We start from the raw sequence: 25,615 nt of genomic DNA, 5'->3' as shown, positions 1-25,615 counted from the left end.
GTTTATGCCACCACGACGATGGCTTTTTGAACGATGCGGGCGTTGCCGGACTCCTGGCTGTGAATGATCGGCTTGATCACCTCGGTGATGGTCATGCCGTCGCTGAGCGTGCCGGTGATGCTCGCCTCGCAGTCGGTGCGGGTGGCTGCGTATTTTTCGTGCAGCGGATTGTGCCACGAGTACCCGAGCTCCTGCAGCTCGGCGCGGATCCGCTCAAGGTTTCGGTGCACCGAGGGATGCCCGCCCGTTTTTTTCTCTATTTCGAAAAGCTGGTTGATGATGTTGACGATCGCTTTCATGCCGCTGGTTTTGGCCGGGCGTTAAAGTTAGCAATCCCGGTGCAGCGGACCCAACGGGATGGAGACTTTTTTCTGCAGGCCCCGGCTCCCGTGGCCTGGCGCTGTTTAGGGCGCAAGCAGGCCCGCCGCCCAATGCAGGCGCAGCAGGGCCCGTGCGCGCTTCGCTTCCAGGCCGATTCCTTTCTGCAAGGCTTCCCAGGCTTTCTGCTCGCGCGCATTGACAAGAAACAGCGACCCTTCGCCGGCGCCGAAGCGGGCTTCCTCGGCACGAAGGAGCACCGTATAACTACGGATCGTCTCCGCCTGTGCCGCCTGCTGAACGGCCAGCTGTTGCCACTCGGCCAGCTGCTGCTGCAGCTTCACCTGCAGGTCGCGCCTCTTTTGGTCGACCTCGAGTTGAGCCTGCGCCAGCCGCGCCTTCGCTGCACGCCAGTTGCCCCTTCCTTCCGAAAGCCGCAGCGGGATATTCAGTGAGAGGCCGTAGCGGTAGTTGTTCTGCGTACCGAAGCCTTTCAGGCTTTGCAGCGGGTTGCTGCTTTTCACCAGCGCATTGTACTTCAGGTCCAGGTCGGGCAGCAATTGCTGAAAGCTGAGGCGACGCTCGAGGCGCAGCACGGAAGCCTTGATCACATACACCTGCAACTCGGGATGCATGTTGAGGCGGGCGAGGAGCGTATCGAACGCAGGCGGCGCTCCGGCGCCCGGTGCCGGCTGCGCGTCTTCCGGCAATTCGTAGGGATGGCCCTCCGCTGTCCAGAGGTGCGCCGACAAGCCGATCCTTGCTTTCTGCAGCGCCAATGCGGCTTCGGCGCGCTGCAGGGCGAGTGCCTGCACCTGTGTTCTCGCTTCTACCGTGTCGACGGCGGCGCGGTCGCCGAGGCGCACGGCCGTGCGTACGAGCTGCAGGCGGGCTTCGGCATTGCGCTGCAGGCTGTCGGCCAGTTGCGCGAGCCGCCCGCTTTCCCACCAGTCCCAATAGTCTTCCAGCACGTCGCGCAGCAGGTCGTTAAGCGCCGCGCGTCGGCTTTGCTCCGAGGCGTCGGCCATGAGGCGCGCGCTTTGCAGGGCGGCGCGGCGCTTGTCGTAAATAAGATCACGGCCGAGGGGAAGGCTGAAGCCCAGGTAACTCAGCGTTCCGCGTGTTTCCTCGGGGTTGAGGCGGTCCCCGCTGCGCGCCTCGCGCCCGGCATGTACGTCAACGCCATACCAGGTGGGCACCTTTACTTCGAGCAGGGTTTCCTCGTAATAGGTAACTCCATCGAGGTCCTTGCGGCCTTCGCTCCAGCGCAGTTGCGGGTCGAAGCCGCCGCGTGCGGCCGTTACGTTGCTCCTGGCGATCGTCACGGCGAGACCGGCTCTTTTGGCCAGCGGGTGATAGCGCAGAACGAGCGAGCGCAGCTCCTCTTCGGTCAGGGTCTTCTGACCGGCTGCCGCTCCTGCGAGAAACAAGAGGGCTAGTAGAAATACGGTTCTCATTTCTTTCCTCCTTTTTCGTTTTTGCCGGGTTGGTAATAGTCGGGCGGAAAGGAATTGATGTTTCGCCACAGCTCGTACCACAGCGGAACATCGCGCAGCAAGGCGATACCGTTGGCACCAGTGCCCATGCGCAGCTCCCGCGGCCAGGGGCGGAAGGATCGCTCTTCGCGCACCAGCACCTTGAAGCACCCGTCCGGGCCAAGGTCGCGCTCGATGGCCGAAATGCGGCCGCTGAATACACCGTACGAGGCTTTGGGCCAGCCAGCGAACACGATCGCGGGAAAGCCGTCAAACACGAAGCGTACTTCCTGCCCCTCGTGGAGCAGTGGCAGGTCGGCAGGACGCACATAAAGCTCCACGGCATAGCTGTCGGCCGACGGGACAAAGTGCATCAGCGGCTCGCCTTCTTTTACGACCTCGCCGATACCCGCATTGCGGGCGCGCACCACCTGCCCATCCTGCGGCGCCAGCACGTAGTACATGCCGTTGCGGATGCGGTAGGACGCATACAGGTTCTCGAGCTTGGCGATCTCGCCGGCGCCGCCCGCCACCTGCGACAGCGAAGAAAAACGATCGCCCTCCACCTTCGCGCGTTTCTCGCGGTAGTCCTGCTCGACGCCGCTGAACTCGATCCGCGTGATGCCGATCTCCTGTCGCGTGGCGAGGTACTTGTTTTCCGCGGCCGTCCGCCGGGCAAGTGTGTTTTGCTGCGCGGCGTTTCGCTGCTCGAGTTGCGTGAGCGAGATGAGCCCGCTGTCGTACAGCTGTCGGGCCCGTTGCAGCTGTGCGGATGCGATGGCGGCATCGTTGCTTGCGGCAGCCAGCTCCATGCTGTCAGCAATCGCCTTGGTTTCCTGTTGACGCAGCTTAGCCGCCAGTTGCTGCAGCTTCAGGGGCAGGGTTGCATTCAGCGCGCCGAGCTGGGTTTCGGTGCTCCGGGCCTTGCCGCGGTAATAGTCGACGGTAGCCTGCTTGGCCTGCACCTGCTCGCGTGTGCGCGCCAGCAGCGCAGGGTCGAGGTAGTCGGCCTTCACTTCCGAGAGCTGCAGCAGCGTGTCGCCCCTGCGCACCTGGTCGCCTTCTTTTACAAACCATTTCTCCACGCGCCCGCTTATCAGTGCGGGCAGCTGCTGCGGGCGGTCTTCCTGCCGCAGTGCCGTTACGTTGCCACGTGCCCGGATGTTCTGCGTCCACGGCACGAAGAGCAGGGCCGCCAGGAGCAGCAGGAAAAAGTAGTACCAGCGGCGGTGCCGGTTGGAATAGTTGTGCCGGTATATATGTTGCCAGGATTGAAAGTTCATGTCACAGAGTTTGCGGGTGAAGAGGAAGGATGATCTGCTGCGCGCACAGGCCGGTAAACAGCGGGTCGTTCGTTGTGAGAACAACCGTTGCGGGCAGTGTCTGGAGGAACGCCGCCAGGCGCCTGCGCAGGGGCTCCTCGAGGTGGCGCCCCGGATCTTCGAGCAGCAGCAGTTTCGGGCGCTGCAGCAGGGCGCGCACAAGGCTGATCTTGTGTACCACGCCCTCGGACAGTCGGCGGCCGGCGGGATCCAGGTCGGTATCGTAGCCACGCGGTTGGGCCGCCAGGAAATCAGTCAGTCCCGTCAGCTCCATGAGCTGCGCCAGCCAGGCGGCATCGGTGGGCCGGCCAAGGCTGAGGTTTTCAAGCAGCGTACCCTCGAACACGGCATCGTGGAGCAGTGAAATTCCCATCTGGCTGCGCAGGCTGTCGAGCGCGTAATTGCCGATCGGTACACCGCCGATGAGGAGTGCGCCCCCGAATCGTGGATAAGCGCCGGTAAGCAATCGCAGCAGGCTCGACTTGCCCGCGCCCCCCGGGCCGCTGATGCAGGTCTTGCTGCCCGCTTCGATATGGAAGCTCAGATTCCGGAGCACGGGCTGGTCCCCGTAGCCGAACGACAGGCCCCGCGCCTCGATGGCGGGTGGCGCCGGCGGCGCATCGTAGGTTCCGGGTTGCTCAACGGGCTTGTCGGTAAGCTTGGCGAGCTTCTCCACCGATGTCAATACATCATAGACGGAATCGAGGTTGCCGATGATCTTTTCTACCGATGCAATGACCGTAACGATAATGATCTCGGCGGCAACGAACTGGCCGATATTGATCTGCTGGTTAAGCAGAAGTGCGACGCCCACCACAAGCATCGCTGCCGTGATCAGCACCTTGAAGGCTACCAGTGCGCGGTATTGGGTGAGCAACACGCGGAAGTGAGCGGTGCGTGCCGCGAGGTAAGCCGTCGTTCGATCGTCGGCCTTTTTCAGGGGCAGCTCGCTCGCGGCGAACTTGAATGTGTGCACCGCGCGGGCCAACTCTTCGAACCAGCCGGCGAGCGCATATTTGTGCGTGCTCTCGGCAAGCGAGCTGCTGAGGCCGCGCGAGCCTGTACTATACAGGATGCCCCACAGCACGGCAAGCAGGAGGATGCCGAAGAGGATAAACGACGGGTGGTAAAACGAAAGCAGCAGCAGGCCGAAGAGGATCTGGATAACCGCTACGGGCAGGTCGAGTAGCAGCTTCGAAATACTTTTCTGCAGCGACACGGTATCAAAAAAACGGTTGACGAGCTCGGGCAGGTAGTAGCCATCGACGCCCTGGAGGTTGAGCCGGGGGATGCGGCTGGCAAAGGCATAGGCGTAGCGCACGAAGATCGTTTGCTGGATCTTTTCAGTCACCTTCATCTGCGCCATCTGCAGCAGTCCCACGAGCAGCACCGCCAGTACGATGAGGCTCACGAGCACAACAAGCGAGGCCGACAGCGCTCCGGCAAGCACGAAGCCGATGATGGCCTGTATCCCTACCGGAAGGGACAGCTGGATGAGGCCGTTGAAAATCGCGTAGAAATAAACAGAGGAAATGTCGCGCCCTTCTTCCCGCAGCAGGCGGAAGATGCGCGTAAGCGGATGCATGGGACGCTCCATGATCAAAGCGGTTTACACATGAAAAAGAAGGTTGAGCATTCCGCAACGGGAAGCGGGACCGGACAGTCAAGGGCATGCGGGACTGGCGGGGCTCAGCAGTTCGGCGGAGGTGTAAACCGCTCCAGGTGCGGGCAAGGGAGCGCCTTCCGCAGCGGCGCGCAGGCAGGCTTGACGGGCTCGGCGCTGATGACCGGCGTGAGCGACAGCGAAAGGAATTCCTTGCCGTCTTTCTTTTCCTTCATCTTGCCATCACCGGGCTTATCCTCATCCACCCACGAAACCGTCACGTCGTCGCACAGCAACTGCGGGACCACCGGGATGGCCTGCAGCAGGAGGAGAAACGCGAGGAAGAGCGCAATGAGTTTTTTCATGACGGGACCGGTAAAACAGGTGAACGACGCATTGGTTCACGAAGTACAAAATTAATAAGGAGCGATGCAAGCCGCTGCCCCGGCAGCATGCTTCGCGGCGCAGCGCCGTCCGGATGAGCCACTGAAAAAAAGTACCTTTGCGTCATGAAAATCGAGGATGTATTGAAAGCGCGCAGCGGCGGCGTCTGCGAGCTTTGCGGCGCTGCCGACGACCTGCAGGTATACGAGGTGCCGGGCGCACCACAGCACGATGCGGATGGAACGCTGCTGGCCTGCGGCAGCTGCCGCGCGCAGATCGAGAAGCGCGCCGAGCTCGACCCGGCCCACTGGCGCAAGCTCGAAGGCGCGATGTGGAGCGAGGTGCCCGCCATCCAGGTCGTCAGCTGGCGGATGCTCAACCGCCTTCGCAACGAAAGCTGGGCCGCCGACCTCCTCGACATGCTGTACCTCGACGACGAGCGCCTCGCCTGGGCAAAGTCGAGCGGCGACCATGAAAGCGACGGTGCCGTTGACCTGCACCGCGATGCCTATGGCGCCGTGCTGCAAAACGGGGACTCCGTAGTGCTGACCAAATCGCTCGATGTAAAAGGATCGACCCTCACGGCCCGCCTGGGTACCGTGGTGCGCAACATCCGGCTCGTGCCCGACAACAGCGGGCAGATCGAGGGGCGCGTTGAAGGGCAGCAGATCGTGATTCTTACGAAATACGTGCGGCGCCAGGGCTAGGTCGTTGCCATCTCGGCTACGATCAGCACGCCGTATACAAATCCCTCGTAGGAAAGCGGCGTCAGCTGGATATTGCAATAGCCGTCGTTGAGCACGCAGGGAATTTGCTCGAGGTATTGCGGCGCGCCGGCGAGCGCATCCAGCATCTTTTCATAAAAGACAGTTCCCGCTGCCTCGGGGAAGCTTTCCAGCAGCGTGCGTCCCATAAGATCGTCGTTGCTGCGGCCGGTGTACTCCAGGTATTGCCGGTTGGCGGCACAAAAGCGCTGCGCGCGGTCGAGCACAAACGTGGGCCCGGGGCTCGCATCGATTAGTGAGCCGGCGAGCTGGGCGCGGCTGCGCAGCAGGAGGCCGTTTTGCTGCAGGAGGCGTTGCTGCTGCCGCACCTGCCGGCGCAGGCGTTCTTCCTCGCTGCGGTCCTGCAGCAGGCAAAGTGCGCCGTGCAGGTCCGCAGCACGGTCAAGCATCGCGTGCACCGTCCATTGAAAGTAGCGTCCTCCCAATTCAAACAACTGCGAGAATCCGCTCTGCGTGCCGGCAAGGCACCGGTCAAGAAAAGACAGGAGCGATTCGGTATCACCGGCCGGAAGCATGCGGAGCAGCGGCTGCTGCAGCAACTGCTTGCGCGGCGCGCCCAGCCAGCGGCCTGCGGCGGGGTTGGCCAGCAGGATCCGGTGCGAGCCGTCAATGGCCAGCACAGGATCGGGCATACCGTCTACCAGGAGGGCGCAGAGGTTGTCGATCTCGTACAAAAATCCGGGTGCCGCAAACGGCGGCGGGTTGTTTTTCATAGGCGTTTCTGTTAGGTGTTCCGCTAAACGAAAGGCAAACAGCGGGCCTTTTGCAAAAAGGCCGGCGCCATCGCCCGCGGTTTAACAAGCACGTATAAACGCTTTTCCGGATAACCCATTCAAAATGAGTGCGATCGGCGCCCTTTCGGACCTGTTAATTTGTTGGAAAGGAACTACGCAAGCCGGCACTCACGCTAACCCGGTGGGGTAAGCGCAGTTTGCGGATGAGCCTCTACAGAAAATGTTGGAAATTTTGACAGGAATTCCGCCCTCGTGTTCAAATATTTGACATCTTTGATATATAAATCCCTAACCGTGACCTATTTCGCTCAAAATCTTAAGCATTTAAGAAAGCGTTCGGCGAAAACCCAGGAACAATTGGGGCAGGAGCTGCGCCTTGGCCGTACGACCATCGCCAACTACGAATCGGGCTTTTCGAGCCCCACCGATCCCGATGTGCTGGTGCGCCTGGGCGCGCTTTTCTCGGTAAGCATCGACGAGCTGCTGACGCGCGATCTCTCGCAGGCTTTTGCCGCCCTTTCGGTGCCCACGATGCAACGTGTGCCGACCGGTGGCGCGGATGCTTCGGAGCCCCGCACCGAGATGCGCGTGCCGGCGGTGAGCCGCGCCGAAGCCGCGAACTATGCGAACCTAAGCGGCGAGTCGACGTACGTGGCGGGTCTTCCGACCTGGGGATTGCCCCTCCCCGATACGGGCACGTACCGGTTGTTCGAAGTAGCCGACAACGCGCTGGCGCCCCGCTTCACAGCCGGCGACTGGGCGCTCTGCCGCCGCCTCGAAAGCCTCGAGGAGCTGCGCGACGGAGCCGCCTGCTTCCTGCTCTGCCCGGGCCATGGGCTGCTGCTGCGCCGGGTGCTCAACCAGCTGCCCGGCATGGTTCACCTGCTCGTTGATGCCGTCAGCATCGCCGGCAGCGGGCCTGCCGCACTGCCGCCCACGGCCATCACGGAAGCCTGGGAAGTGGAATGGAGCGGCAGCCGCCAGCTCGATGCGCCCCTGAGCCAGGTGTACGGCAAGATCGCCGAGCTCGAGCAACAGGTTCGCGCGCTGAGCAGCCGGCTCAGCACTTCCTGATCACCTTTTAACACAGCCACCATGATGAAGGAGTTTGATCTTTTTTACGCCGAGGACGACCTGGACGATGTGCACCTCTTTCTGGAGGCCTTCAACCCCCATCCCGAAGTGCGGGTAACACGTTTTCCCGACGGACGCGCCCTGCTCGACACACTTGAATCGCTCGACCCGGAGCGGCATCCCTGCATGATCGTGCTCGACCTGAACATGCCCGTGCTCGATGGCCGCGAAACGCTGGTCGCCCTGCGCGCCAACCCGCGCTACGCATCAATCCCGACGCTCCTGTTCACGACCTCCAACAGCGAGGTCGACAAGCGCTTCGCCCTCAAGTGGGACGTGGATCTCATCACGAAGCCGATCATTTTTGAAGACATGGATCACCTGGCCGCGCAGCTCGTAGCGCTGTGCCGCAGGCAGGGTGCCTGACGAATTCAGGCCGTTGCCTGCGCGTCGCGGATCGTGACGCAGAGATCGCAAAAGCGGCGACCGGTCTGGAGCGACTCCCGGTACGTGGCCGGCTTCACCTCGTAGGAATGCGCGCCCAGGGCGAGGCATTCGTCGCGCTCGATGGGATTGAGGGAGGTGGAAAAAATTACAACACACAGCGAGCGGAGCCGCTCATCTGATTTAATGGCTGCCAGCGTTTGGCGGCCATTCATTCTCGGCATATTGAGGTCGAGGATGATAAGGCTGGGAAGCTCGCGCGATTGCCGGAGCCACGACAGGGCGCTTTCGCCATCGGCCACGCTGTGCAGGTGCGCGGCGAAGTCGAGCTCGCCGAATGTTTGCTCGAGCATGTACCGGTCTTCCTCATCGTCGTCGACCATGAGTATGTAGATCTCTTTTTCAGCCATTGCCATTCCGTTGTGCGGGCAGCTTGATAATGAACGTCGCCCCTTCGCCGGGGCGGCTTTGCGCGGTAATGCTGCCTTCGTGCAAGGTCACGATTTTCTGGCAGATGGCAAGGCCGAGGCCCGTGCCTTCATACTTGTGGGCGGGGTGCAGGCGCTGGAAGAGCGCAAACATCTGCGGGAGGTATTTCTCGTCGAAGCCGATGCCGTTGTCCCGGATATAGATGGTCACTTCGTTGCCTGCCTGCTCGCCCCAGATGCGGATCTCGGGTACGATCGCTTCACGGGCAAACTTGATCGAGTTGCGCAGGAGGTTCTCAAAAAGCTGGCGCATCCGCACCTCGTCGCCTTCGAAGACGGGAACAGGCTCGATCGTTACGCGTGCGCCTTTGTCGGCGATGAGGAGGTCAAGATCCTGCAGCACCTGGGCCAGCATCGTCCCGGGCTCTATGGTCGTAAAGCTGGCGCTGCTTCGCTCCACCTGCGCAAACGACAGCAGGTCGTTGATCAGACTTCGCATGCGGCGCGCCGCGGTTTGCATGTTGCGGAGGTAGCCGCTGCTCTTGTCGTCGAAGCCCGCCTCGTAGTGCTGCACGAGGTAGTCGCTGTAGAAGGAGATCTTGCGCGCAGGCTCCTGCAGGTCGTGCGAGGCCACGTAGGCAAACTCCTGGAGCTCTCGGTTGCTGCGGTTCAGCTCGCTGATGTTGGATTCGAGGGCAACCTGCTGGGCCTGCAGCTGGCTTTTCGCCTGCTGCAATTCCTCGTTGTTGCGCAGCGTCGCTTCCATAAGCTTCTGCGCCTGTATATCTACAAGGAAACCGATCCAGTTCACCAGCTTGCCTTCCTCGTCTTTCAGCGGCGACAGGGACGCCATATGCCAGTAGTATTCATCGCCCGGCTGGTGGCGGAGACGCAGCTGCATGCGGATGCTGCTGGCGCTTGACGGTACGTTAGGGGTTATGAGGAGCGAAAACGAGTCGTAGTCTTCGGGATGCACCACGTCTTTCCAGCGTGTCGCGTTGAGTTGCGCCTTCGTGCGGCCCGTGAAGTGACGCAGCCATTCGTTGGCGTAGGTGAGCGCGCCGCCTTCGTCGAGCGAGAAGATGATCAGGGGCAGCGAGTTGGTGAGCAGCTTGTACTGCTGCTCGCTTTCCTTGAGCTTCTGGGCGAGGTCCTGCAGCTGCTCGTTCTTGCGCTTCAGCTCGTCGTAGGGCGAGATCGCCTTTTCATTGCGAAAGAGCTGGCGCCAGTCGTCGACGCGGGCGAGGTCGATCTTCTCGGTACCCGGCAGCCCGAAGTACAACTCGATCGACGTCTTGTCGTCGTTGTTGGAAATATTGTATTTCGATACGAGTCGCCGCGCGTACTGCAGTCCTTCGTACTTGCCCGGCTGCGACTCCTCGTCGGTGATGCAGGCGATGAGGAACTGCTCGCGTGGCGCGCCTTCGATGTAGAGCGTGAGGCAGCCATTCTTGCCGTGCTCGATGGTGTTGCGCGCCACTTCCGAAACGGCCGTGGCGAAAGTGGTCTGCGCCGAGAGGGTGAGCCCCGATAATTCGGCCAGGCGCATGCTGCGCTTGTGGGCGAGGATCAGGTCCATCTCGTTCTGCAGGGTTACTTTCACTAATTCCTGCTTCATAACATCAGTTTACAGCTCGCCACCGACATGTCGTCGGTCTGGCGGGCAAATTCTTTGAATAGGGCTGCGTTGAGCAGCGCCAGGTCGTTACGGAGAATACCGGGTAGTGCCATCAGGTCCCACTTCGTCTTGATGCCGTCGCTGCACAGCACGAGGCTTTGCCCGCGCTCGTAGGGTATCAGCTGGTCGTTGAGCGTATTGGGCATGTTGAGTCCTACGATGCCGTTGTACGGTGTATGGTTGCGCGGCCCGGAAGGACTGAAGAAGCGCGCGGCGATGTTGCCGACGCCGCAGATGGACCACTGTTTTTTCTTGATGTCGAATACGGCCACCGTGGCCACGAGGCCGCGGGTGCGTTTTACTTCCTGGTGAATGAAGCGGAGGATGGCCGCGGGGCTTTCGTCGGGGCATTTGCGGAAGGCCTCGATGGCTTTCTGGGCGGCCAGTGCTGCCTCGGGGCCGTGGCCCAGGCCGTCGCCCAGTAGCAGCTTGACGTGCTCGCGGCTTTCCTTCGCATAGAAGCCATCGCCGCAGGCTGTTTCGCCGGGCTTGGGTACGACGAGCGACCGTATTTCTACGGGTACCCGCGTCTTGGGTGCTTTCCAGTCGCCGTCGAAGAGGCGGGCCAGCAGGAGCGTGCCCCATGCCGGCTGAGTATAGATCTGGAACTGGTCGGCGAGGCGCTGGATGGCGCCCAGGCCGTGGCCCAGCGTGCTTTTGGTGGAGGTGCCGTCGAGCATCATGCTTTTGAGATCGGCGATGCCGGGGCCTTTGTCGACGGCCACGAGCTCAATGCCCTGGAAGCCTTTTTCCTCGATGGCGCGTACGAAGACTTCGCCGCCGCCGGCATGCTTGCCGAGGTTGGAAACAACTTCCGCTACCACGATATCGAGCTCGGCGAGGCGCTGCGTGCCGAAGCCGGCGCTCACCGCAAGGGCATGTACTTCCTTTTTGAGAATGGCAAAGTAGCTCCGGTCGGCGGCGCTGAGGCGCAGGGTTGCCACGCTAACCATTTTTCCATTTTATGATGGTGATGGTGGTGCCTTTACCGGGGCTGCTGTCGATGGTAAATTCCGACACGAGACGCTTGGCGCCCGGAAGCCCGAGGCCGAGGCTCTTGCCCGTGGAGAAACCATCCTGCATGGCCTGCGGGATATCTTTGATGCCGGGGCCCTTGTCGGTAAAGACAAGGCGGATGCCGTTTTCGCGGCCCTTGCTTACAACTTCGATGGCGGTTGTGCCACCGCCGCCGTATTTGAGCATGTTGCGCACGAGCTCGGAGGCAGCGGTAATGAGCTTCGTCTGGTTAACGAGGCTCATGCCGATGCGCACGGCATACTCCCGCACGCGGTTGCGGAAGGGTACTACGTCCTGCTCCTTCTGGATGGCAATGGCGTCTTTAGTCAGTACTACGATCATCCTGCTCCTCCTCCTCCGGGGTTTCGAGGAAACCGATGCGTTTCTGCAGCAGGTCCATACCGCGTTCCACGTTGAGCGCGGTGCTCACGCCTTTCAGTTCCAGGCCAAGCTCGATGAGCGTAATGGCAACGGCGGGCTGCATGCCCACCACGACCGTTTCGGCGTCCATGATCTTACTCATGGTACCGATATTGCCGATGATACGGCCCATAAAAGAATCAACGATGGAGAGCGCGGAAATATCGATCAGTACGCCCCGGGCTTCGGTCTTTTTGACCATTTGCACGAGGTCGCTTTCGAGATTGAGGGCGAGGCGGTCGTAGAGATCTACCTGTATGGTTACAAGCAGGAACTTCCCCATCTGCAGGATTGGAATCCGGTCCATAGAGGTCACAGGTGGGTTTTTTCTTTTTGAGCGCGGCGAACCTCGAGCTGCAGCATGCCGAAGGCATAGCGGAGCGCGCTGGCAAGCGACGCCTTGGTAACGATGTTGGAGAGGTCGATGCCGAGGTGAACAACCGTTTGCGCGATCTCGGGGCGGATGCCGCTGATGATGCACTCGGCGCCCATGAGGCGCGTGGCGCTTACCGTCTTGATCAGGTGCTGTGCCACCAGCGAGTCGACTGCCGGTACGCCGGAGATGTCGAGGATCGCGATGGAAGAGCCCGTGTCGACGATCTGCTGCAGCAGGTTTTCCATCACCACCTGCGTGCGCGAGCTGTCGAGCGTGCCGATGATGGGAAGTGCCAGGATGCCGTCCCAGATGCGGATCACCGGGGTAGAGATCTCGGAGATCTCGTCGGTCTGACGAAGGATCACCTCTTCGCGGCCTTTGATAAAGGTCTCGAAGGTGGCAATGCCGAAGGTATCAAAGAGACGACCGACGCGGATGGTCAGGTCGTACAGGGATGCGGGGTCGGCCTTCAGCTCTTCCTGCAGCGTGCTGAGCAGCGCGTCTTTGAGGCTGAACACATACACGCCGGTTTCGCGGGGCGAGAAGCCCTGGCGGGCACGCGATATCGAAACGCCAGCCAGGATTTCCTGCACCTGGTCGAAGTCGGAAGACTGCGGCTGGTCGAGGTTTTGCTGGTTCAGGATACCTACGAGCGCATCGAGAAGTTCTTCGGACTGGGAGCGTAATTCTTCGTTGCTCATCAGATCTTCCCGGAGACCTTCGTCGGCGAGCTGGTTGTTCATCCAACGCTCAAGAATTTGCTTTTTGCGCTTTAGCAGCAACTTAGAGAGATCAACTTTCATGGGGGAGCAAAGGGGTTTGTGAAAGGGCAAGGCGTGAAAGTACACCTATTACTGTACAGATCCTTGTTATTTACCAGTTAGCAAGTCTCCATGGATTTCTAACTTTAACAGCGATGTCCCTGCTGCGCCCATACCGCCTGCGCCTTTTTCCACTCACGCTGTGGCTGCTGTTTGCCGCGCTATGCGTTCCCATGGCGGCTATAGTACTGCAATACCTGCCGGCCGGCCGCGACACGGCCTTCCTGAACATCAAGCAGGAGTACGTGGAACGGCCGGGCTATCTTTTTGTCTTTTATACGCACGTGTTTACGGGCATCCTCGCGCTCCCCGCCGGGTTCACGCAGTTCTGGGGCTCCTTGCGGAAGCGCCGGCCCCGCCTGCACAGCGCGCTAGGTAAGCTCTACGTGGGGGCCATCCTGTTTGCCGCCGCGCCCTCGGGCTTTTTCATCGGTCTATATGCCAATGGCGGACTTTCATCGCGCCTATCGTTTTGCCTGCTGGCGACCGGCTGGCTCTATACCACCGCGCGCGCCTGGCAAACCGCGCGGGCCGGCAACTTCGGGGCGCACCGCGCGTGGATGTACCGGAGCTTCGCCCTTACGCTCTCGGCCATCACGCTCCGCGCCTGGAAGTGGATCCTCGTGGCGCTCTTTCATCCCCACCCGATGGAGGTATACCGCCTGATCGCCTGGCTCGGCTGGACCCTCAACCTGCTCGTTGCCGAATACATCATTCACCAAAACCGAACGTCATGAGACAACTGCTCCTCGCCGCAACCGTATTTCTACTGGCCGCCTGCCAGGATCCACCCGCGCCCAAAGTAGCCGCCCGCAGCAGCGCGGCGAAAAGCAAAGGCATCCCCGAACCCAAGGTCGTCGCGGGTATCGAAGGTTACTATACCGGCGACTTCGAGACGCCGGATTCGGACTACCTCAGTAGCGCCCGCATCACCATTCGCATCGACTCCGTGCGGGACGGGCACATCTGGGGCATGTCGCTCGTGGCCGGCAACGAGCGTCCCTTCACGGGCACCGTGGCCCGCGCCGGCAACCAATGGACGTTCACGGGTCGTGAGCCCGGCACCGATCCGCACGATGGCGTCTTCAGTGCGTCGATCACGGGCAAGGAGCTCGAAGGCACCTGGGCCAGCAACGACCGCACGGCAAAATACCCCGACCGCAGCTACAAGCTCGAGCGCCGCGTGTTCCGCTACGATCCCAATGTGATGATCGACGCGTCGGCCGCCGAATCCGTCAACTCCAAGACCTGGGACGAAACGAAGGACGCCGGCGAGATGCTTAGCGACGCCGTATTCCAGCTCAACGCATCGACGCAGGAGCTGCATGCCTCCGACGTGGAGAATCTCTATAAGACCGACCTCGAAGTGCTTCGCAATTCCATCTACGCGCGCCATGGCTACAGCTTCCGTAACGCAAGGATGCGCGCCGCCTTCGATCACAACGTTGACTGGTACATGCCCGTATCGACCGATGTTACGGCGCAACTGACGCCGCTCGAGCTGAAGAACATCGCGCTGTTGAAGCGCTACGAGGGGCATGCGACGAAGTACTACGATTCGTTTGGACGCTGAGACGCGGTGTATATATCGTTTCCGAAGTTTTTTGCCGGATCGAGTTTTGGACCTGAACCGAAGAGAACCGCGTAAGAGCAAGAGAACGCATCAAAGCTGGTCACTTTACTATCAATAGCGCGCGGACTGTGGTCAAAACGTTCGCAGCGCGTAGTCTAACGACCTGTGGTCGTTTCAGCATGATCGGAAAATCATAATTGCCTTCCCCGGCTTGCCGGCGCGCGCTAAAAACACTGCTAAAAAATATTGGCTCCCCGTGTAAAGTACTTACCTCTTTCAAGATGCGATCTCTGCTCTCCTGCGTCCCTCCGCGGGTAAGCTATCTTTCTCTGGCAACTCAATAGCCGCATACGGAACCTGTAGGTACTGCCGCCGGTGCACCTGCACGAGCATGACCAGCCACAGGATCGTCGGGCAGAGCGCTTTGAGCGAGTAGGGCTTGATGAGCGTTTGCCGGAGGTAATAGCCGCCGAGCAGGTCGGAGTAGAGGAAGCTCGTGAGCACGAAGAGCACGAAGAAGAAAATGTTCAGGCGCTTTGTTTTCTCCTGCAGCAGGTACCAGATACACATACCCGCAACGGCCGGGAGGTAAGTCGCGGCCTCCGAGCCATTGCTGAACAGCACGATGAACAGCAGCAGCGACGAGAGGATATAAAACCGGTAGCGGATGTCTTTCCAGTCGCGGAAGTGCAGCAGCTGGCTGAAGAACAGCAGCGCTCCGCCGGCGAAGATGGGCGTTGTATTCATCGCCGGGTTGAAGATCCGGCTGATCATTCCCATCACCGATACGTTCTGGTCGATGCTTTCCCTGCTGAAGGCGCTGTTCTGCGCGGCCTTCGCCTGCAGCGAGTTGTACCAGTCGATATAGGATTGCACGATAAAGTGGGGCGAGCTGATCAGCATGGGCAGCACGAAAAAGAGCGCGCACCAGACGAGACCCCAGGCGATGAATTTGACCTTGTTGCGGCTGAAGAGAAAGAAGAGGCATCCCACGATGGAGTAGATCTTGATAAAGGCGCCGAACAGGATGAAGAATAGCGCCCAGTGCTTCTTGCCGCGCTCCGTGTAGGCGAAGCCCAGGAGGATGCACGCACAGGTAAGGGCGTTGGCCTGCAGCTGGCCCGTATTCATCATGAGCTCGTGGGCGCAGAGCAGCGTCAGCGCCAGCTGCGCGGAAGCCGTAAGCGGGAGGCGGCGGATGGCGAAGAGCAGGATGGCCGCGTTGAAGAGCACCCACAGCAGCACGCCGGCCCAGTTGGGCAGCAGGGCAAAGGGCGCAATGACCACGCTGAAGAAGGGACCGTAGTGGTTCATGTCGCCGTATTCCGACGGGTACTCGGCATAGAGGTTCTTGCCGTCGAGCGTATGCCAGAACACGTAGCGGAAGATGTGGTAGTTGTTGATCGATCCTTCATCGGCAGCGAGGTGCTGGAAGGCCACGAAGAGCGAGAGGCCGAACCACAGTCCCAGCACCCACCATTTGGCGGCGGGGCGGTCGAGGAGCCGGGCGAGGAAAGCCGGAACGGGCGCAAGCGTCTTTTCCATGAGTGCAGCGTTAACAGTGCGAACGCGGCAAGATATTGTCTTTTCCGGAGCCCCGGGCCCGCAAATTGCGTGGCAGCGGGTAATGATCCCGATTTCCTGCCTGAGCCGTTCAGCGTTTCGCCGGGGCGCTGCCCTGGTTGCCTGCCTGCTGGTCACGTTCGCCGCCTTGGCGCAGCCCGTGCAGCGCTGGGGGCAGCTGGCCGTGCGCGGCACCGGGCTCGTAAGCGCGAAAGGGGAGCCGGTAATACTGCGCGGCACGAGCTTCGGCTGGGACAACTGGCGCGGCCGTTTCTACAACGAGGCGGCGGTGGCCTGGCTGGCGAAAGACTGGCATGCCAGCGTGGTGCGCGCCTCGATGGGTATCGAGCCGGGTGGCGCCTACAGGTCCGACTCGGCGGCTTCGGTGGCCCGCGTGGAAGCGGTGATCCGCGGCGCCATCAGGGCCGGCATCTACGTCATTGTCGACTGGCACAGCCACAACATCAACCGCGCCGAGGCCAAAGCGTTCTTTGCCACGATGGCCCGCAAGTGGGGCCGCTATCCCAACGTGATCTGGGAGATCTTCAACGAGCCCGACCAGGAAAGCTGGCCGGAGGTGAAGGCCTATGCAAAGGAGATCATCGCAACGATCCGCGCATCCGACCCCGATAATATCATCCTCGTGGGCAGTCCGCATTGGGACACCGACCTGCACCTGGTGGCGGAGGACCCAATCCGCGGCGTACGCAACCTGATGTACACGATGCACTTCTATGCCGCGGGGCACAAGGCGCCGCTGCGTGTCCGCTGCGATGCCGCGCTGGCGAAAGGTATCCCGCTGTTTATCTCCGAGTGCGGCTCGATGGAGCCCACCGGCGACGGCCCCCTCGACCTCGAGGAGTGGAACCGCTTCCGCTTGTGGGCTGAGGCGCACCGCATCAGCTGGGTGGCCTGGTGTATATCAGACAAGAATGAAAGTTGCGCGGTGCTGTGGCAGGATACGGCCAGCAGCGGCGGCTGGACGGAACAAGAACTCAAGCCCTGGGGCGTGCTGATCCGGCGGCTGCTCCGCGCGACGAATCCCTGAATAATACGGTAGTAATGTGCGTCGTTGGCGCGACGATACGTTGCGCAAGCCGTTGGCCCTCATGTGCGCGATGGCCGGACGGCATGAAAAATAGCAAGACGGTTTTGCTTCCTTTCGCGGGACCGTTGCGCCGTTGTATCGGCACGTCATTGGCTAGCCTGCCTCAGCCGTTTTGCAAAAACACCCTATCTTTTGATCCTAAATCAACGAACCATGCGAATCCTGTATTTATACGTACTGCTCCTGCTGTCTGCCGCTGCCGCTGCGCAAACCGCTGTTCCTTTTAAGCTGTGGGGCCTTGGCGCCTACACTACCGAGCCCGGCGACCACGACTTGCTGGCTACCGATGACGGCTTTCTCGATCTTGGATGCGACGTCAAGATCACTGCACGCATCAGCACCACTAATTACAAGCTGACGCTCCGCCGCTATACCCGCGACATGGCGCTTCAGCAGGAAGTGGAGCTGGGCGCCGACAAGCTTCCCAACGGCCCCTTCAGGCCGCGACTTATGCTTATCGGCGACAAGCCCTACCTTCTTTTTTACCGCTACGACGGCGACCGAAGCCAGGTAGGCCTTTACCGCGCCCTCGTCAACCAGGCAACCCTGGCGGTTGGCCAGAGCGAGGAGCTTATGAGCTGGGAGCAGAAAAGCAATTCCACGATGACGATTTCGGACGAATACTTCCGGAGTCGTATCCTCCTGGACAGCTCACCTGATGGCAGCAAGTTTTTCGTGTTTCATGCCTCCAGCAAGGAAGGCAACTGCCGCGCGGCGGTTTTCAGCAGCGATGGCAAGCGCCTCTGGTATGCCGAGCATAACGCGCCCAAGCCGAAAGGCGATGCCGACATCCGCTCGGCCTGTATCGACAACGACGGCCGCCTGTACTTCGGGAGCTCGAAAGGCGCCAACGGGAAAAACACGGCCGATGGGTTCGTGGTGATCATGGATGGCAAGAGCATCGACCGCGAAATACCCCTGTCCAATCTCGAGATCTACGATGTATTCGTATGCCCTTCCAGGGATGGGAAGACCGTACACGTAGCCGGCACCTTCTCCTATGGCGGCAGCATCGTCGCCGTGTATCACAGTATGATCGAACCGTCGACAGGCAAGCTGGCTCCCCTGGATGTCACCGCTTTCGACGCCGCCTTCCAGCGACGGCTCGAAGCGACAGTAACGAGCCGCCTGCTTCCGGGCGTGACCGGCGTGCCGCTTATGCACCTGCAGTTGTTCCTGATGCCCGACGGCAGCATCGACATGGGCGGCTCGGGAACCTCCGAAACCTATGACCACCGGCTCATGGTTGGCAGCGCGCTGCTCAATGTGCGCTTCGGCGCGGGAGCACCCGTGGTGAACATCGTGCCGCGGTTCTGGCGGAGCTTTTTCGGCTATGGCGCCGCCACGAGGCTGCTGCCCTTCGGCAACTCGATGCTGCTGGTATACAACGACACGCAGCGCAACCTCAAGGGGCCGCTCGAGGGTAAGGTCGAGGAAAGCGACTACCGCAACGTGGTGCTCGGCGCCGCGCTCATCGGGCCCACGGGCAAGGTGGAGCGCATGACGCTCACTGACCGCAAAAAGGACGATCCCCTCGCGATGCCGGAATACGCCTTCCGCCAGGGCGGAGCCCTGTACATGCCGCTCTGGACTCCCAAGGGACAGGGCATTCCGGGCAAGAAAACGCAGTGGGCGATGATCACTGCCCCTTAAATTACCGGGATCCGTAGAACTACGGCTAAAAAGTCAAAATTCAAAATTCAAAAACACAACCATGACGACGGCTGTAGTGGACAGTCCAGCGGCACCCTCAGCTTTTGACTTTTGATTTTTGACTTTGTCTCATGTTGCATCCAGCAGCACATGATACACATCGCTTCGGTTGCGCTCGATGTTCTCGATGTGAAAGCCCCCCGGCTCGGGGATGTCCTCGAACACATCGAAGAGCAGGCAGTTTTTATCGAGGCCTTCAAACACGAGCGTGAAGCGGTCGCCGGGCACGAGGTAGCGCCAGCGCGGGTAGGCGGCAATATGGTAGGCATGCAGCAGCTTCTTGCGCACGCTGTCGTCCTGCACCAGGAAGGTTGTCGGCCAGATGCGCGCCAGCGTAAATTCCTGCACCGTGACGTGCACGATGGTGCTCCGCTCCTCTAATACGTCGGTCTTGACTTCGAAGGAGATCTCGGGATGAAAAACAGGGGTTGCGACGGTGGCCGGCATGCCTGCAAGTTATCTATTCGACAGTGATGAAAACGGCAAAGTGGCCCCACGGATCGCGGCCGGGCACATAGTATTCCGATACGTTGCCGTCGAGGTAGAGCGCGCTCGTGCAGCCCTGCCGGATGAACCAGTCGGCAAACTGGTGGAAGGTCACCGGGTCTTCGCTCACCGCCATGAGTACGGTGCCGTCGGGGAGTATGCCCACGCCGTTGCGCACGAGCTGCATCCCTACAGGCAGGTTCGGGTTGCGCTTGCCGTTGAGCACCAGCATCGGCGCCGACTGCGTGGCCATCGTCACGCCGCCTGGCTTGTATACTGAAATGGTCTCCACGAAGGCCTTTCCGCGACGGATCCCGAAGACGCCCTGCGGCTGGATCCCGAAGTTGACCTTCGGGTTGTTGACCTTCCGGAGGGGCTTCAGCGTCTTGCCGCCTTCTACATATAATCCCACCGGCGAGAGGTCGCGGGCGAACATCCCGCCGTTCATCGCGAAGCGGATCTTCGGGTGGGCCGCCACGACGCGCTCGAAGGAGGCCCAGGGCTTCCCATCGGGCGCTTTCCAGTACAGGTGGATACTTGATGGCGCGGCCTTTCGGGCGATGATCTTTTGGGCGGAAGCGCTACCTGTTGCGAGTACGGCGAGGCTAACGGAGAGGAGTAATCGGGTCATGTGTAATTGATATTGGGGCATGCCCAATAGAGAAAGAACGCAGATCTATATGATTTAGTACGATGGCGCTGGTGCATACAATTCGTAACACGGGCCCACTGCAGCCCCTGGCTTTGTGAATGTTTATCGCCCGGTCACAGCCGTTCCTAGATAGAACCTGTATGATCTTCAATTGGGCGCGCTTGGTAGCGAACTGCCCCGTTAGGGGCAGCATGTCTCCGGCCCCGGATGCAATCCGGGGGATGATGTGAGGATATGTTTTCCGCGCCCTGTAGGGGCGCCACCTCGCCGGAGGTGCCGGATTATTCTCCGCAGCCCGAATCGAACGGGTTGCGCTCCCGCGTCCTCTGCGGTGAAAATTCCCTTCTATCCGTCGACCGGCCGTAACATTTCCGCGCCCGTTTTCGTATGTGCGTTTGACGCATCCTCCATGCACCCGCCCTGCTTACCGCTGCGCCCATTTTTTGCTACCGCTTGTGGGCAACCGGTAATTTAGGAGCCCGACATTGTACCAACCACTCATCGCCAGTTATGAAATACACAATCGCCGCCCTCTTACTGCTGATCGCCGCTGCCGCCGGTGCGCAGGGCCCGCTCTTTATGCCGCAGAACATCCGCAAGGCCTATACCGAAGGCAGCCGCAGCCCTGATGGCGCGCCGGGCAAGGCCTACTGGCAGAACAAGGGACGCTATACGATCGAGGTGAAGCTGGCACCGCCGCAAAAGACCATCACCGGGCACGAAACGATCGTGTATACCAATAACAGCCCGCGCACGCTCGACCGCCTCGTGATCAAGCTCATTCAGAACGTGCACAAGCCGGCGGCATCGCGGCTGGGCGCCGTCGACACGGCCTACCTAACCGCGGGCACGACCATCGACCGCTATACCGAGAACGGCGTCGAGAAGACCGTGCGCAAAACCACGGCCCGCACCTTCATGGATGTGCCGCTGAGCAAAAAGCTCGCGCCCGGCGACAGCGTTACCGTCACCTTCGACTGGCACTACAACGTGAGCAACGTGAGTGGCCGCGAGGGGCGCCTCGATTCCACGAGCTTCTTCCTCGCTTACTTTTACCCGCGCATTGCCGTGTACGACGACACCCACGGCTGGGACCGCATGGACTTCGTGGAGGCGCAGGAGTTTTACAACGAGTTCAACGACTACGAGGTAGCCGTGACCGTGCCCGCCAACTTCCTCGTGTGGGGCACCGGGATGCTGCAGAATGCGGAAGCGGTGTTGACACCCGCCTACCTGGAGAAATACAACCGTAGTCTTACGTCCGACGAGGTGATCAACGTAGTAACACAAGCCGATATCCGTGCCGGCGGCATCACCCCGCAGGCAGCAACGCTCACCTGGCGCTTCGGCGCGACGCATGTGCCCGACGCCGCCTTCTGCATCTCCGATCATTACGTGTGGGATGCCGCTTCGATCGTAGTGGACAAGGCTACGGGCCGCCGCGCCTCCTGCCAGGCCGCCTTCATCGACACGGCCGCCAACTTCCACAACCAGGTGCGCTACATCCGGCATTCGCTCGATTTCTTCAGCAACGTATGGCCCGGTGTTGCGTATCCGTTTCCGAAGAGCACGATCATCCAGGGCGTGGCTGACATGGAATACCCGATGATGGCCAACGACTCGCCTCAGGACGACTCCGTGTTCCAGCGCTTCGTGGCCGAGCACGAGGTGGGCCATAGCTACTTCCCGTTTTACATGGGCATCAACGAACACCGCTACGGCTTTATGGACGAAGGCTGGACCACCGCCTTTGAATACATCATCAACATCCGGGACCTGGGCCGCGACCGGGCCGATGGCTTCTTCAAGCAGTTCCGCGTGAACGGCTGGGCCCTGGCGCCCACCGATGAAACGCAGGTGCCCATCATCACCCCCGGCAACCTGCTGAACTCGCCCGCGCTCGGCATCAACGAATACGGCAAGCCCGCGCTCGCTTACCTCGCCCTCAAGGACCTCCTCGGCGACGAGGTCTTTCGCAAAAGCCTCCAGGGCTTCATGCAGCGCTGGAACGGCAAGCACCCCCTGCCCTGGGATATGTTCAACTCCTTCTCGAACCTAAGCGGCCACGACCTGACCTCGTTCTGGAACAACTGGTTCTTCACGACCTCCTACATGGACGTGGCCATAGATAAGCTCACGCAAAGCAAGACCGGCTCCACGCTTACGGTGAAAAACATCGGTGGCTTCTACATTCCGTTTGACGTGCAGCTGACGTATGCCGATGGCAGCAAGGATACAGTGCATTACACCGCAGCTGTGTGGGAGAAGAACGGTAAGCTCGCGACGCTGAAGTTGCCGGGCGTGAAGAAGATTGCCTCGCTGAAGATTGATGGCGGGTTGTATGTGGATGCCGATGCGAGCAACAACAGTTGGGGCGAAGCGACACAGGCGAAGACCGCGCCGGCGGCGCTGCTTGATAAGGCAGTCGGTACCTACAGCTCAGCGCAGGTGCCCATCAGGATCCGCATCACGCGCGCCGGCAACTCCCTGCAGGCCGAAGCCGACGGCAAGGAGACATTGCAGCTGGCTTATGATAGCGGCACTACGTTCGTGGCCGCGGCACAGGGTATCGCGATTGAGTTTGATATGACGAAAGGCGAGCTGACGTTGAAGCAGGGAGGAGCGAATTATGTATTTAAAAAGGAGAAGGCGGGCTTTTAGTTAGCCGGTGCCCTGTTTCCCAAACGCATGAAGGCCGGGCCCGGAAGGTCCGGCCTTATTTATGGGCGCTACCGTATTTACCGGGCTGCCTGGAAAGCAGTTGGAACTCCCGGCACGCAGCCTTTAGGCGTGCCGCCAGCAGTGGGCACAAAAAAGCCTGGTCGGGGACCAGGCTTTTTTTTATCGGAAGTCGTTGACTTAATAACGGCTGTTGTTGTAACCACCGCCGCTGAAGTTGCGGGCGGGACGGTCTTCTTTCGGCTTGGCTTCCGTAACGCGGATCGTGCGGCCTTCAACGACACCGTCGTTCAGCTCGGCGATCGCCTTGCGGGCAGCCTCGTCGTCCGGCATTTCTACGAAACCGAAGCCACGGGAGCGGCCGGATTCGCGGTCGTTAATGATCTTGGCGGAGGACACGTCACCATACGGCGTAAAAAAGGCTCTGAGATCTTCATCCTGCACATTGAAGCTCAGGTTGGAAACATAAATGTTCATGTTCTTAAAAATTAAACGGTAAAAAAGCTTGAGAAAGGCAAGAAGTTGAAGACTAGCTAAGGTGCAGTTAACGCAAGATGGCAATCGATCACTAATGCGAGGCTCAAATAACACGGTGAAGGTAGGCTATTGGGTCGGTATTAAAATGCGAATTGTTTGGTAAAGGGGTGGGAGGGGCTGAAAGGTGCCATACTCCCGCAATCAATCCTGAACCCATAGTTCTTAGCTGGACTTCGTACATCACTGAGCGGCTGAGATTATTACAGCTGTCGAATGTGGATTTCGTGTGGGAAAGCCATTTGATAAACGGTTTATCTTTGAATCAATGATTTCAGAAGCTCAACTCGAAAGACTGTTTCCAAGTCAGGGGAAATCGCTTTTCTCTTATTTGTCTTATAAACACAGAGGTGGGACAAACAATAGTAAAGGAAATACATTTGAAAATCATTTCACTGTATTTAAAATAGCTGAGCATTTCAATCAGGGATCCTCGTGGGATCAAACCTTTTTTACTGGACAGGAATTTGTTTTTATTGATGATCTCGTTGTTGAACAAGCAGATAATGATCACATCGAGCATTACCAAATCAAGGATGTGCAAAGCCTGACATGGACCGGTGGAGACCATCCGATTGAAGAAGATTTCAAAATACAGCACCATATTTGTCAGGATTTAGGCAAAACGACCACTTTGGAACTTGTTGTGTCAAATGACAGTGTGAAAAATGGCTTACAGAGCAGTATGAGCGCTACACTAAGCGCGATTGCGAGCGTACGGCATTTTGAAAAGGCAATATCCATACAGACACTATTAGCCGCCAATAGTGATGTACGTCGAGAGCTAGCAGCAATGTGCGCTTTGAACAATCCCGCGACTGACAAGTTGGTTACTTTAGGCACACTTTTACTTGGAGCTTGGTCCAGTTCGGGACAAAAGAGAGTTTCATTACAGGAGCTGATCAATCAGTGTCATTCATCTAACCCTAATTATATTAAGGGGTTGACTAATCAAGTCCCGGCGCCATTAGCAGCAATATTAGACCGAATTGCTGGCTTTACTTATGATGTACAAGGGGGATACATAGTTTGGAAATTCGGGCCGTCTGATGAGGGTACAATCAACTACCAGATAGGCACTACGTCGTTTCTGCAATGGGAAAACGATGTAGTTAATGAGAAACCATCTGATTTTGAAACGCTTGAACCATATTTATCAAAATGAGCAGGACCTATCAACAAATAGTCAATACGCGGATTATCAATCTGCTGACTGAGCTCACTAATAAGGAATTGCCCTCTAATGAGTATGCTCAGGTAATGTATAACCTTGGGAAGGAGTTTGGAACGATATTGAATGACAAGGTATCTTCCAGCACACCCATCATGCTTGGCTGTACGGTAGAAGACGCTGATTACCTAGGACGGGGTATTTTGGAAAACCTTGAAAAGTCCCATCTAAAGACAAAGCTCACGGTTTTCTGGAATATGCGATTTAAAACAGATGGGTTGTCGGTCGCTCCCATAGTAAAACAATATAAGGAAGGTGCTGTAGATAAAAATACTGTGCTTGTGATAGTAAAGTCAATTATATCCAGTTCCTGTGTTGTTCGCACCAATTTGACTAAACTAATTGAAGAAGAACAACCGCAGACTATTTATGTTGTGGCACCCGTATTGCTGAAAGGAGCCATACAGAAACTTGAGGCAGAGTTTCCTCCTGCTATCACGAAACAGTTCCAGTATTTTTATTTTGCAGAGGACGACACAGCAACCAATGGAATAGTTGAACCCGGGATCGGAGGCGATATTTATCAGCGGCTGGGATTTGCCAATCAAACGGAGAAAAACAGCTTTGTTCCCAAAATTGTTAAAGAACGGCGTAGGCGAATTGTCAACTCCTAATTGGTTGATGGATATCGATAACAAGCATGCCCGATTTATTTGCAGATAGCAATCCAGGCAAGCTCGCCGTGATAGCTTTTTTGCCAGGCGAGTTGATTATTCACAGTTGTCGCACATCTCTCGAATATTACCCGGCTCATCCAACATGATCTCCCGGTTTTCAGCGTCAAGCATCTCCCAGAACTCGTTTTCAAAGTTTGAATAGATGTCCATAATCCCCAGCGCCTCCATTTCGTCGTATACCGGGTAGATCTCTTCGCTAAAGCTATCGCCGCCGAACTCGCCCATCTCATAACCACCGGTTTGCAGGGCTAAGCCGTCTGCATCAAAACGAATCTCTGCAAATCGGTGGTTGCCGCCTCCCAGCTCCTCCTTCACCAAGAAAGCAACGCTGCCCGTTTCCACTTCATAGCGGTCTGGTTCGGATACTAATTGATAGAGCGTTGCAGCTGTTGCCAACTCACGTCCGGTTAAGCGGTAGTCCTGAAACCCGGTTACTAACTGGGTAAGCAAGGCGCTTACGCGTCCGTGGACATATTCCTTGGCCTGGTTGAAGATTTCCTCTTCGTCAAATTCCCACATA

The 25,615-nt window shown here is 58.9% G+C and carries 27 protein-coding genes; 10 read left to right on the top strand and 17 right to left on the bottom strand.

Features of this window, described 5'->3' with window-relative positions:
* Nucleotides 1-2: 2 nt before the first annotated feature.
* The 5 genes from ACYU7Z_RS10325 to ACYU7Z_RS10305 all read right to left on the bottom strand — a co-directional run bounded on the left by ACYU7Z_RS10325 (nucleotide 3) and on the right by ACYU7Z_RS10305 (nucleotide 5,083).
* On the bottom strand, nucleotides 3-299 hold the full coding sequence (locus tag ACYU7Z_RS10325) for a hypothetical protein (protein WP_460570098.1): 297 nt from the start codon (nucleotides 297-299) through the stop codon (nucleotides 3-5).
* A gap of 105 nt (nucleotides 300-404) precedes the next feature.
* On the bottom strand, nucleotides 405-1,775 hold the full coding sequence (locus tag ACYU7Z_RS10320; RefSeq protein WP_460570096.1) for a TolC family protein: 1,371 nt from the start codon (nucleotides 1,773-1,775) through the stop codon (nucleotides 405-407).
* Nucleotides 1,772-3,076: an HlyD family secretion protein gene (locus ACYU7Z_RS10315; protein ID WP_460570094.1), complete on the bottom strand. Its 1,305-nt coding sequence runs from the start codon at nucleotides 3,074-3,076 to the stop codon at nucleotides 1,772-1,774. The genes ACYU7Z_RS10320 and ACYU7Z_RS10315 overlap by 4 nt, the downstream gene beginning before the upstream one ends.
* Nucleotide 3,077: 1 nt before the next feature.
* Nucleotides 3,078-4,712 carry a peptidase domain-containing ABC transporter gene (locus ACYU7Z_RS10310; RefSeq protein ID WP_460570092.1) on the bottom strand — a complete coding sequence of 545 codons (1,635 nt, stop codon included), beginning with the start codon at nucleotides 4,710-4,712 and terminating at the stop codon, nucleotides 3,078-3,080.
* 92 nt (nucleotides 4,713-4,804) lie between these two features.
* Nucleotides 4,805-5,083: a hypothetical protein gene (locus tag ACYU7Z_RS10305; RefSeq protein WP_460570090.1), complete on the bottom strand. Its 279-nt coding sequence runs from the start codon at nucleotides 5,081-5,083 to the stop codon at nucleotides 4,805-4,807.
* Nucleotides 5,084-5,227: 144 nt separating this feature from the next.
* Between ACYU7Z_RS10305 and ACYU7Z_RS10300 the strand changes: the two genes are divergently transcribed.
* On the top strand, nucleotides 5,228-5,809 hold the full coding sequence (locus ACYU7Z_RS10300; RefSeq protein ID WP_460570088.1) for a PhnA domain-containing protein: 582 nt from the start codon (nucleotides 5,228-5,230) through the stop codon (nucleotides 5,807-5,809).
* Here the strand turns inward: ACYU7Z_RS10300 and ACYU7Z_RS10295 are convergent.
* Nucleotides 5,806-6,600, bottom strand: coding sequence for a PAS domain-containing protein (locus ACYU7Z_RS10295; RefSeq protein ID WP_460570086.1), 795 nt, complete (start codon nucleotides 6,598-6,600; stop codon nucleotides 5,806-5,808). The two genes, ACYU7Z_RS10300 and ACYU7Z_RS10295, sit on opposite strands and share 4 nt — an antisense overlap.
* A gap of 273 nt (nucleotides 6,601-6,873) precedes the next feature.
* On the opposite strand from ACYU7Z_RS10295, the gene ACYU7Z_RS10290 reads away from it, so the two are divergent.
* Together ACYU7Z_RS10290 and ACYU7Z_RS10285 are read left to right on the top strand one after the other, a co-directional pair.
* Complete coding sequence (locus ACYU7Z_RS10290) at nucleotides 6,874-7,695, top strand: helix-turn-helix domain-containing protein (protein ID WP_460570084.1); 822 nt, start codon at nucleotides 6,874-6,876, stop codon at nucleotides 7,693-7,695.
* Nucleotides 7,696-7,716: 21 nt separating this feature from the next.
* The gene (locus ACYU7Z_RS10285) at nucleotides 7,717-8,121 is read left to right on the top strand and encodes a response regulator (RefSeq protein WP_460570082.1); all 405 of its coding nucleotides are present in this window, start codon (nucleotides 7,717-7,719) and stop codon (nucleotides 8,119-8,121) included.
* Nucleotides 8,122-8,126: 5 nt separating this feature from the next.
* Here ACYU7Z_RS10285 and ACYU7Z_RS10280 read toward each other — a convergent pair whose 3' ends face one another.
* From ACYU7Z_RS10280 to ACYU7Z_RS10255, 6 genes are read right to left on the bottom strand one after another with little or no spacing between them, the layout of a single operon-like run.
* The gene (locus ACYU7Z_RS10280; protein WP_460570080.1) at nucleotides 8,127-8,549 is read right to left on the bottom strand and encodes a response regulator; all 423 of its coding nucleotides are present in this window, start codon (nucleotides 8,547-8,549) and stop codon (nucleotides 8,127-8,129) included.
* The gene (locus tag ACYU7Z_RS10275; protein ID WP_460570078.1) at nucleotides 8,542-10,185 is read right to left on the bottom strand and encodes an ATP-binding protein; all 1,644 of its coding nucleotides are present in this window, start codon (nucleotides 10,183-10,185) and stop codon (nucleotides 8,542-8,544) included. Before ACYU7Z_RS10275 ends, ACYU7Z_RS10280 begins: the two co-directional genes overlap by 8 nt.
* A complete protein-coding gene (locus ACYU7Z_RS10270) occupies nucleotides 10,182-11,198 on the bottom strand; it encodes an ATP-binding SpoIIE family protein phosphatase (protein WP_460570076.1) in 1,017 nt (338 codons plus the stop codon). The genes ACYU7Z_RS10275 and ACYU7Z_RS10270 overlap by 4 nt, the downstream gene beginning before the upstream one ends.
* Nucleotides 11,191-11,604: an anti-sigma regulatory factor gene (locus ACYU7Z_RS10265; RefSeq protein ID WP_460570074.1), complete on the bottom strand. Its 414-nt coding sequence runs from the start codon at nucleotides 11,602-11,604 to the stop codon at nucleotides 11,191-11,193. Before ACYU7Z_RS10265 ends, ACYU7Z_RS10270 begins: the two co-directional genes overlap by 8 nt.
* Complete coding sequence (locus ACYU7Z_RS10260; RefSeq protein WP_460570072.1) at nucleotides 11,585-11,989, bottom strand: STAS domain-containing protein; 405 nt, start codon at nucleotides 11,987-11,989, stop codon at nucleotides 11,585-11,587. The genes ACYU7Z_RS10265 and ACYU7Z_RS10260 overlap by 20 nt, the downstream gene beginning before the upstream one ends.
* A gap of 5 nt (nucleotides 11,990-11,994) precedes the next feature.
* Entirely contained in the window at nucleotides 11,995-12,801 is an 807-nt protein-coding gene (locus ACYU7Z_RS10255; protein WP_460570070.1) for an STAS domain-containing protein, read from the bottom strand.
* Nucleotides 12,802-12,974: 173 nt separating this feature from the next.
* On the opposite strand from ACYU7Z_RS10255, the gene ACYU7Z_RS10250 reads away from it, so the two are divergent.
* Both ACYU7Z_RS10250 and ACYU7Z_RS10245 read left to right on the top strand, forming a co-directional pair.
* The gene (locus ACYU7Z_RS10250; protein WP_460570068.1) at nucleotides 12,975-13,616 is read left to right on the top strand and encodes a DUF2306 domain-containing protein; all 642 of its coding nucleotides are present in this window, start codon (nucleotides 12,975-12,977) and stop codon (nucleotides 13,614-13,616) included.
* Entirely contained in the window at nucleotides 13,613-14,452 is an 840-nt protein-coding gene (locus tag ACYU7Z_RS10245; protein ID WP_460570066.1) for a YARHG domain-containing protein, read from the top strand. The genes ACYU7Z_RS10250 and ACYU7Z_RS10245 overlap by 4 nt, the downstream gene beginning before the upstream one ends.
* A 276-nt stretch (nucleotides 14,453-14,728) precedes the next feature.
* On the opposite strand, the gene ACYU7Z_RS10240 is transcribed toward ACYU7Z_RS10245, so the two are convergent.
* Nucleotides 14,729-15,997, bottom strand: coding sequence for a glycosyltransferase family 87 protein (locus tag ACYU7Z_RS10240; protein WP_460570064.1), 1,269 nt, complete (start codon nucleotides 15,995-15,997; stop codon nucleotides 14,729-14,731).
* Nucleotides 15,998-16,079: 82 nt separating this feature from the next.
* Here ACYU7Z_RS10240 and ACYU7Z_RS10235 point away from each other — a divergent pair, with 82 nt between their 5' ends.
* Both ACYU7Z_RS10235 and ACYU7Z_RS10230 read left to right on the top strand, forming a co-directional pair.
* Nucleotides 16,080-17,063 carry a glycoside hydrolase family 5 protein gene (locus tag ACYU7Z_RS10235; protein WP_460570062.1) on the top strand — a complete coding sequence of 328 codons (984 nt, stop codon included), beginning with the start codon at nucleotides 16,080-16,082 and terminating at the stop codon, nucleotides 17,061-17,063.
* 213 nt (nucleotides 17,064-17,276) lie between these two features.
* Nucleotides 17,277-18,776: a hypothetical protein gene (locus ACYU7Z_RS10230; RefSeq protein WP_460570060.1), complete on the top strand. Its 1,500-nt coding sequence runs from the start codon at nucleotides 17,277-17,279 to the stop codon at nucleotides 18,774-18,776.
* Nucleotides 18,777-18,905: 129 nt separating this feature from the next.
* Here the strand turns inward: ACYU7Z_RS10230 and ACYU7Z_RS10225 are convergent, their stop codons facing one another.
* Both ACYU7Z_RS10225 and ACYU7Z_RS10220 read right to left on the bottom strand, forming a co-directional pair.
* Nucleotides 18,906-19,283, bottom strand: a complete 378-nt coding sequence (locus ACYU7Z_RS10225) for a hypothetical protein (RefSeq protein WP_460570058.1) — start codon at nucleotides 19,281-19,283, stop codon at nucleotides 18,906-18,908.
* Nucleotides 19,284-19,296: 13 nt separating this feature from the next.
* Nucleotides 19,297-19,953, bottom strand: coding sequence for a phosphodiester glycosidase family protein (locus ACYU7Z_RS10220; RefSeq protein WP_460570056.1), 657 nt, complete (start codon nucleotides 19,951-19,953; stop codon nucleotides 19,297-19,299).
* A 531-nt stretch (nucleotides 19,954-20,484) separates the two neighbouring features.
* Between ACYU7Z_RS10220 and ACYU7Z_RS10215 the strand changes: the two genes are divergently transcribed.
* Nucleotides 20,485-22,635, top strand: coding sequence for a M1 family metallopeptidase (locus ACYU7Z_RS10215; RefSeq protein ID WP_460570054.1), 2,151 nt, complete (start codon nucleotides 20,485-20,487; stop codon nucleotides 22,633-22,635).
* A gap of 198 nt (nucleotides 22,636-22,833) precedes the next feature.
* Here ACYU7Z_RS10215 and ACYU7Z_RS10210 read toward each other — a convergent pair whose 3' ends face one another.
* Complete coding sequence (locus ACYU7Z_RS10210; protein WP_460570052.1) at nucleotides 22,834-23,130, bottom strand: RNA recognition motif domain-containing protein; 297 nt, start codon at nucleotides 23,128-23,130, stop codon at nucleotides 22,834-22,836.
* Nucleotides 23,131-23,455: 325 nt separating this feature from the next.
* On the opposite strand from ACYU7Z_RS10210, the gene ACYU7Z_RS10205 reads away from it, so the two are divergent.
* Nucleotides 23,456-24,352, top strand: a complete 897-nt coding sequence (locus tag ACYU7Z_RS10205; protein WP_460570050.1) for a hypothetical protein — start codon at nucleotides 23,456-23,458, stop codon at nucleotides 24,350-24,352.
* Nucleotides 24,349-25,032, top strand: a complete 684-nt coding sequence (locus ACYU7Z_RS10200; protein WP_460570048.1) for a hypothetical protein — start codon at nucleotides 24,349-24,351, stop codon at nucleotides 25,030-25,032. Before ACYU7Z_RS10205 ends, ACYU7Z_RS10200 begins: the two co-directional genes overlap by 4 nt.
* A 96-nt stretch (nucleotides 25,033-25,128) precedes the next feature.
* On the opposite strand, the gene ACYU7Z_RS10195 is transcribed toward ACYU7Z_RS10200, so the two are convergent.
* Nucleotides 25,129-25,614, bottom strand: coding sequence for a hypothetical protein (locus ACYU7Z_RS10195; RefSeq protein WP_460570046.1), 486 nt, complete (start codon nucleotides 25,612-25,614; stop codon nucleotides 25,129-25,131).
* Nucleotide 25,615: the final 1 nt, after the last annotated feature.

The organism is Flaviaestuariibacter terrae, from assembly GCF_054777635.1.
The sequence above is the reverse complement of the archived record's forward strand: the minus strand, read 5'-3'. Positions and strand labels throughout refer to the sequence as shown.

Excerpts from the sequence above, each read along its gene's own strand:
- ACYU7Z_RS10325 (WP_460570098.1), bottom strand. The coding sequence starts at position 299 with ATGAAAGCGATCGTCAACATCATCAACCAGCTTTTCGAAATAGAGAAA.
- ACYU7Z_RS10320 (WP_460570096.1), bottom strand. The coding sequence starts at position 1,775 with ATGAGAACCGTATTTCTACTAGCCCTCTTGTTTCTCGCAGGAGCGGCA.
- ACYU7Z_RS10315 (WP_460570094.1), bottom strand. The coding sequence starts at position 3,076 with ATGAACTTTCAATCCTGGCAACATATATACCGGCACAACTATTCCAAC.
- ACYU7Z_RS10310 (WP_460570092.1), bottom strand. The coding sequence starts at position 4,712 with ATGGAGCGTCCCATGCATCCGCTTACGCGCATCTTCCGCCTGCTGCGG.
- ACYU7Z_RS10305 (WP_460570090.1), bottom strand. The coding sequence starts at position 5,083 with ATGAAAAAACTCATTGCGCTCTTCCTCGCGTTTCTCCTCCTGCTGCAG.
- ACYU7Z_RS10300 (WP_460570088.1), top strand. The coding sequence starts at position 5,228 with ATGAAAATCGAGGATGTATTGAAAGCGCGCAGCGGCGGCGTCTGCGAG.
- ACYU7Z_RS10295 (WP_460570086.1), bottom strand. The coding sequence starts at position 6,600 with ATGAAAAACAACCCGCCGCCGTTTGCGGCACCCGGATTTTTGTACGAG.
- ACYU7Z_RS10285 (WP_460570082.1), top strand. The coding sequence starts at position 7,717 with ATGATGAAGGAGTTTGATCTTTTTTACGCCGAGGACGACCTGGACGAT.
- ACYU7Z_RS10280 (WP_460570080.1), bottom strand. The coding sequence starts at position 8,549 with ATGGCTGAAAAAGAGATCTACATACTCATGGTCGACGACGATGAGGAA.
- ACYU7Z_RS10275 (WP_460570078.1), bottom strand. The coding sequence starts at position 10,185 with ATGAAGCAGGAATTAGTGAAAGTAACCCTGCAGAACGAGATGGACCTG.
- ACYU7Z_RS10270 (WP_460570076.1), bottom strand. The coding sequence starts at position 11,198 with ATGGTTAGCGTGGCAACCCTGCGCCTCAGCGCCGCCGACCGGAGCTAC.
- ACYU7Z_RS10265 (WP_460570074.1), bottom strand. The coding sequence starts at position 11,604 with ATGATCGTAGTACTGACTAAAGACGCCATTGCCATCCAGAAGGAGCAG.
- ACYU7Z_RS10260 (WP_460570072.1), bottom strand. The coding sequence starts at position 11,989 with ATGGACCGGATTCCAATCCTGCAGATGGGGAAGTTCCTGCTTGTAACC.
- ACYU7Z_RS10255 (WP_460570070.1), bottom strand. The coding sequence starts at position 12,801 with ATGAACAACCAGCTCGCCGACGAAGGTCTCCGGGAAGATCTGATGAGC.
- ACYU7Z_RS10250 (WP_460570068.1), top strand. The coding sequence starts at position 12,975 with ATGTCCCTGCTGCGCCCATACCGCCTGCGCCTTTTTCCACTCACGCTG.
- ACYU7Z_RS10245 (WP_460570066.1), top strand. The coding sequence starts at position 13,613 with ATGAGACAACTGCTCCTCGCCGCAACCGTATTTCTACTGGCCGCCTGC.
- ACYU7Z_RS10240 (WP_460570064.1), bottom strand. The coding sequence starts at position 15,997 with ATGGAAAAGACGCTTGCGCCCGTTCCGGCTTTCCTCGCCCGGCTCCTC.
- ACYU7Z_RS10235 (WP_460570062.1), top strand. The coding sequence starts at position 16,080 with ATGATCCCGATTTCCTGCCTGAGCCGTTCAGCGTTTCGCCGGGGCGCT.
- ACYU7Z_RS10230 (WP_460570060.1), top strand. The coding sequence starts at position 17,277 with ATGCGAATCCTGTATTTATACGTACTGCTCCTGCTGTCTGCCGCTGCC.
- ACYU7Z_RS10225 (WP_460570058.1), bottom strand. The coding sequence starts at position 19,283 with ATGCCGGCCACCGTCGCAACCCCTGTTTTTCATCCCGAGATCTCCTTC.
- ACYU7Z_RS10220 (WP_460570056.1), bottom strand. The coding sequence starts at position 19,953 with ATGACCCGATTACTCCTCTCCGTTAGCCTCGCCGTACTCGCAACAGGT.
- ACYU7Z_RS10215 (WP_460570054.1), top strand. The coding sequence starts at position 20,485 with ATGAAATACACAATCGCCGCCCTCTTACTGCTGATCGCCGCTGCCGCC.
- ACYU7Z_RS10210 (WP_460570052.1), bottom strand. The coding sequence starts at position 23,130 with ATGAACATTTATGTTTCCAACCTGAGCTTCAATGTGCAGGATGAAGAT.
- ACYU7Z_RS10205 (WP_460570050.1), top strand. The coding sequence starts at position 23,456 with ATGATTTCAGAAGCTCAACTCGAAAGACTGTTTCCAAGTCAGGGGAAA.
- ACYU7Z_RS10200 (WP_460570048.1), top strand. The coding sequence starts at position 24,349 with ATGAGCAGGACCTATCAACAAATAGTCAATACGCGGATTATCAATCTG.
- ACYU7Z_RS10195 (WP_460570046.1), bottom strand. The coding sequence starts at position 25,614 with ATGTGGGAATTTGACGAAGAGGAAATCTTCAACCAGGCCAAGGAATAT.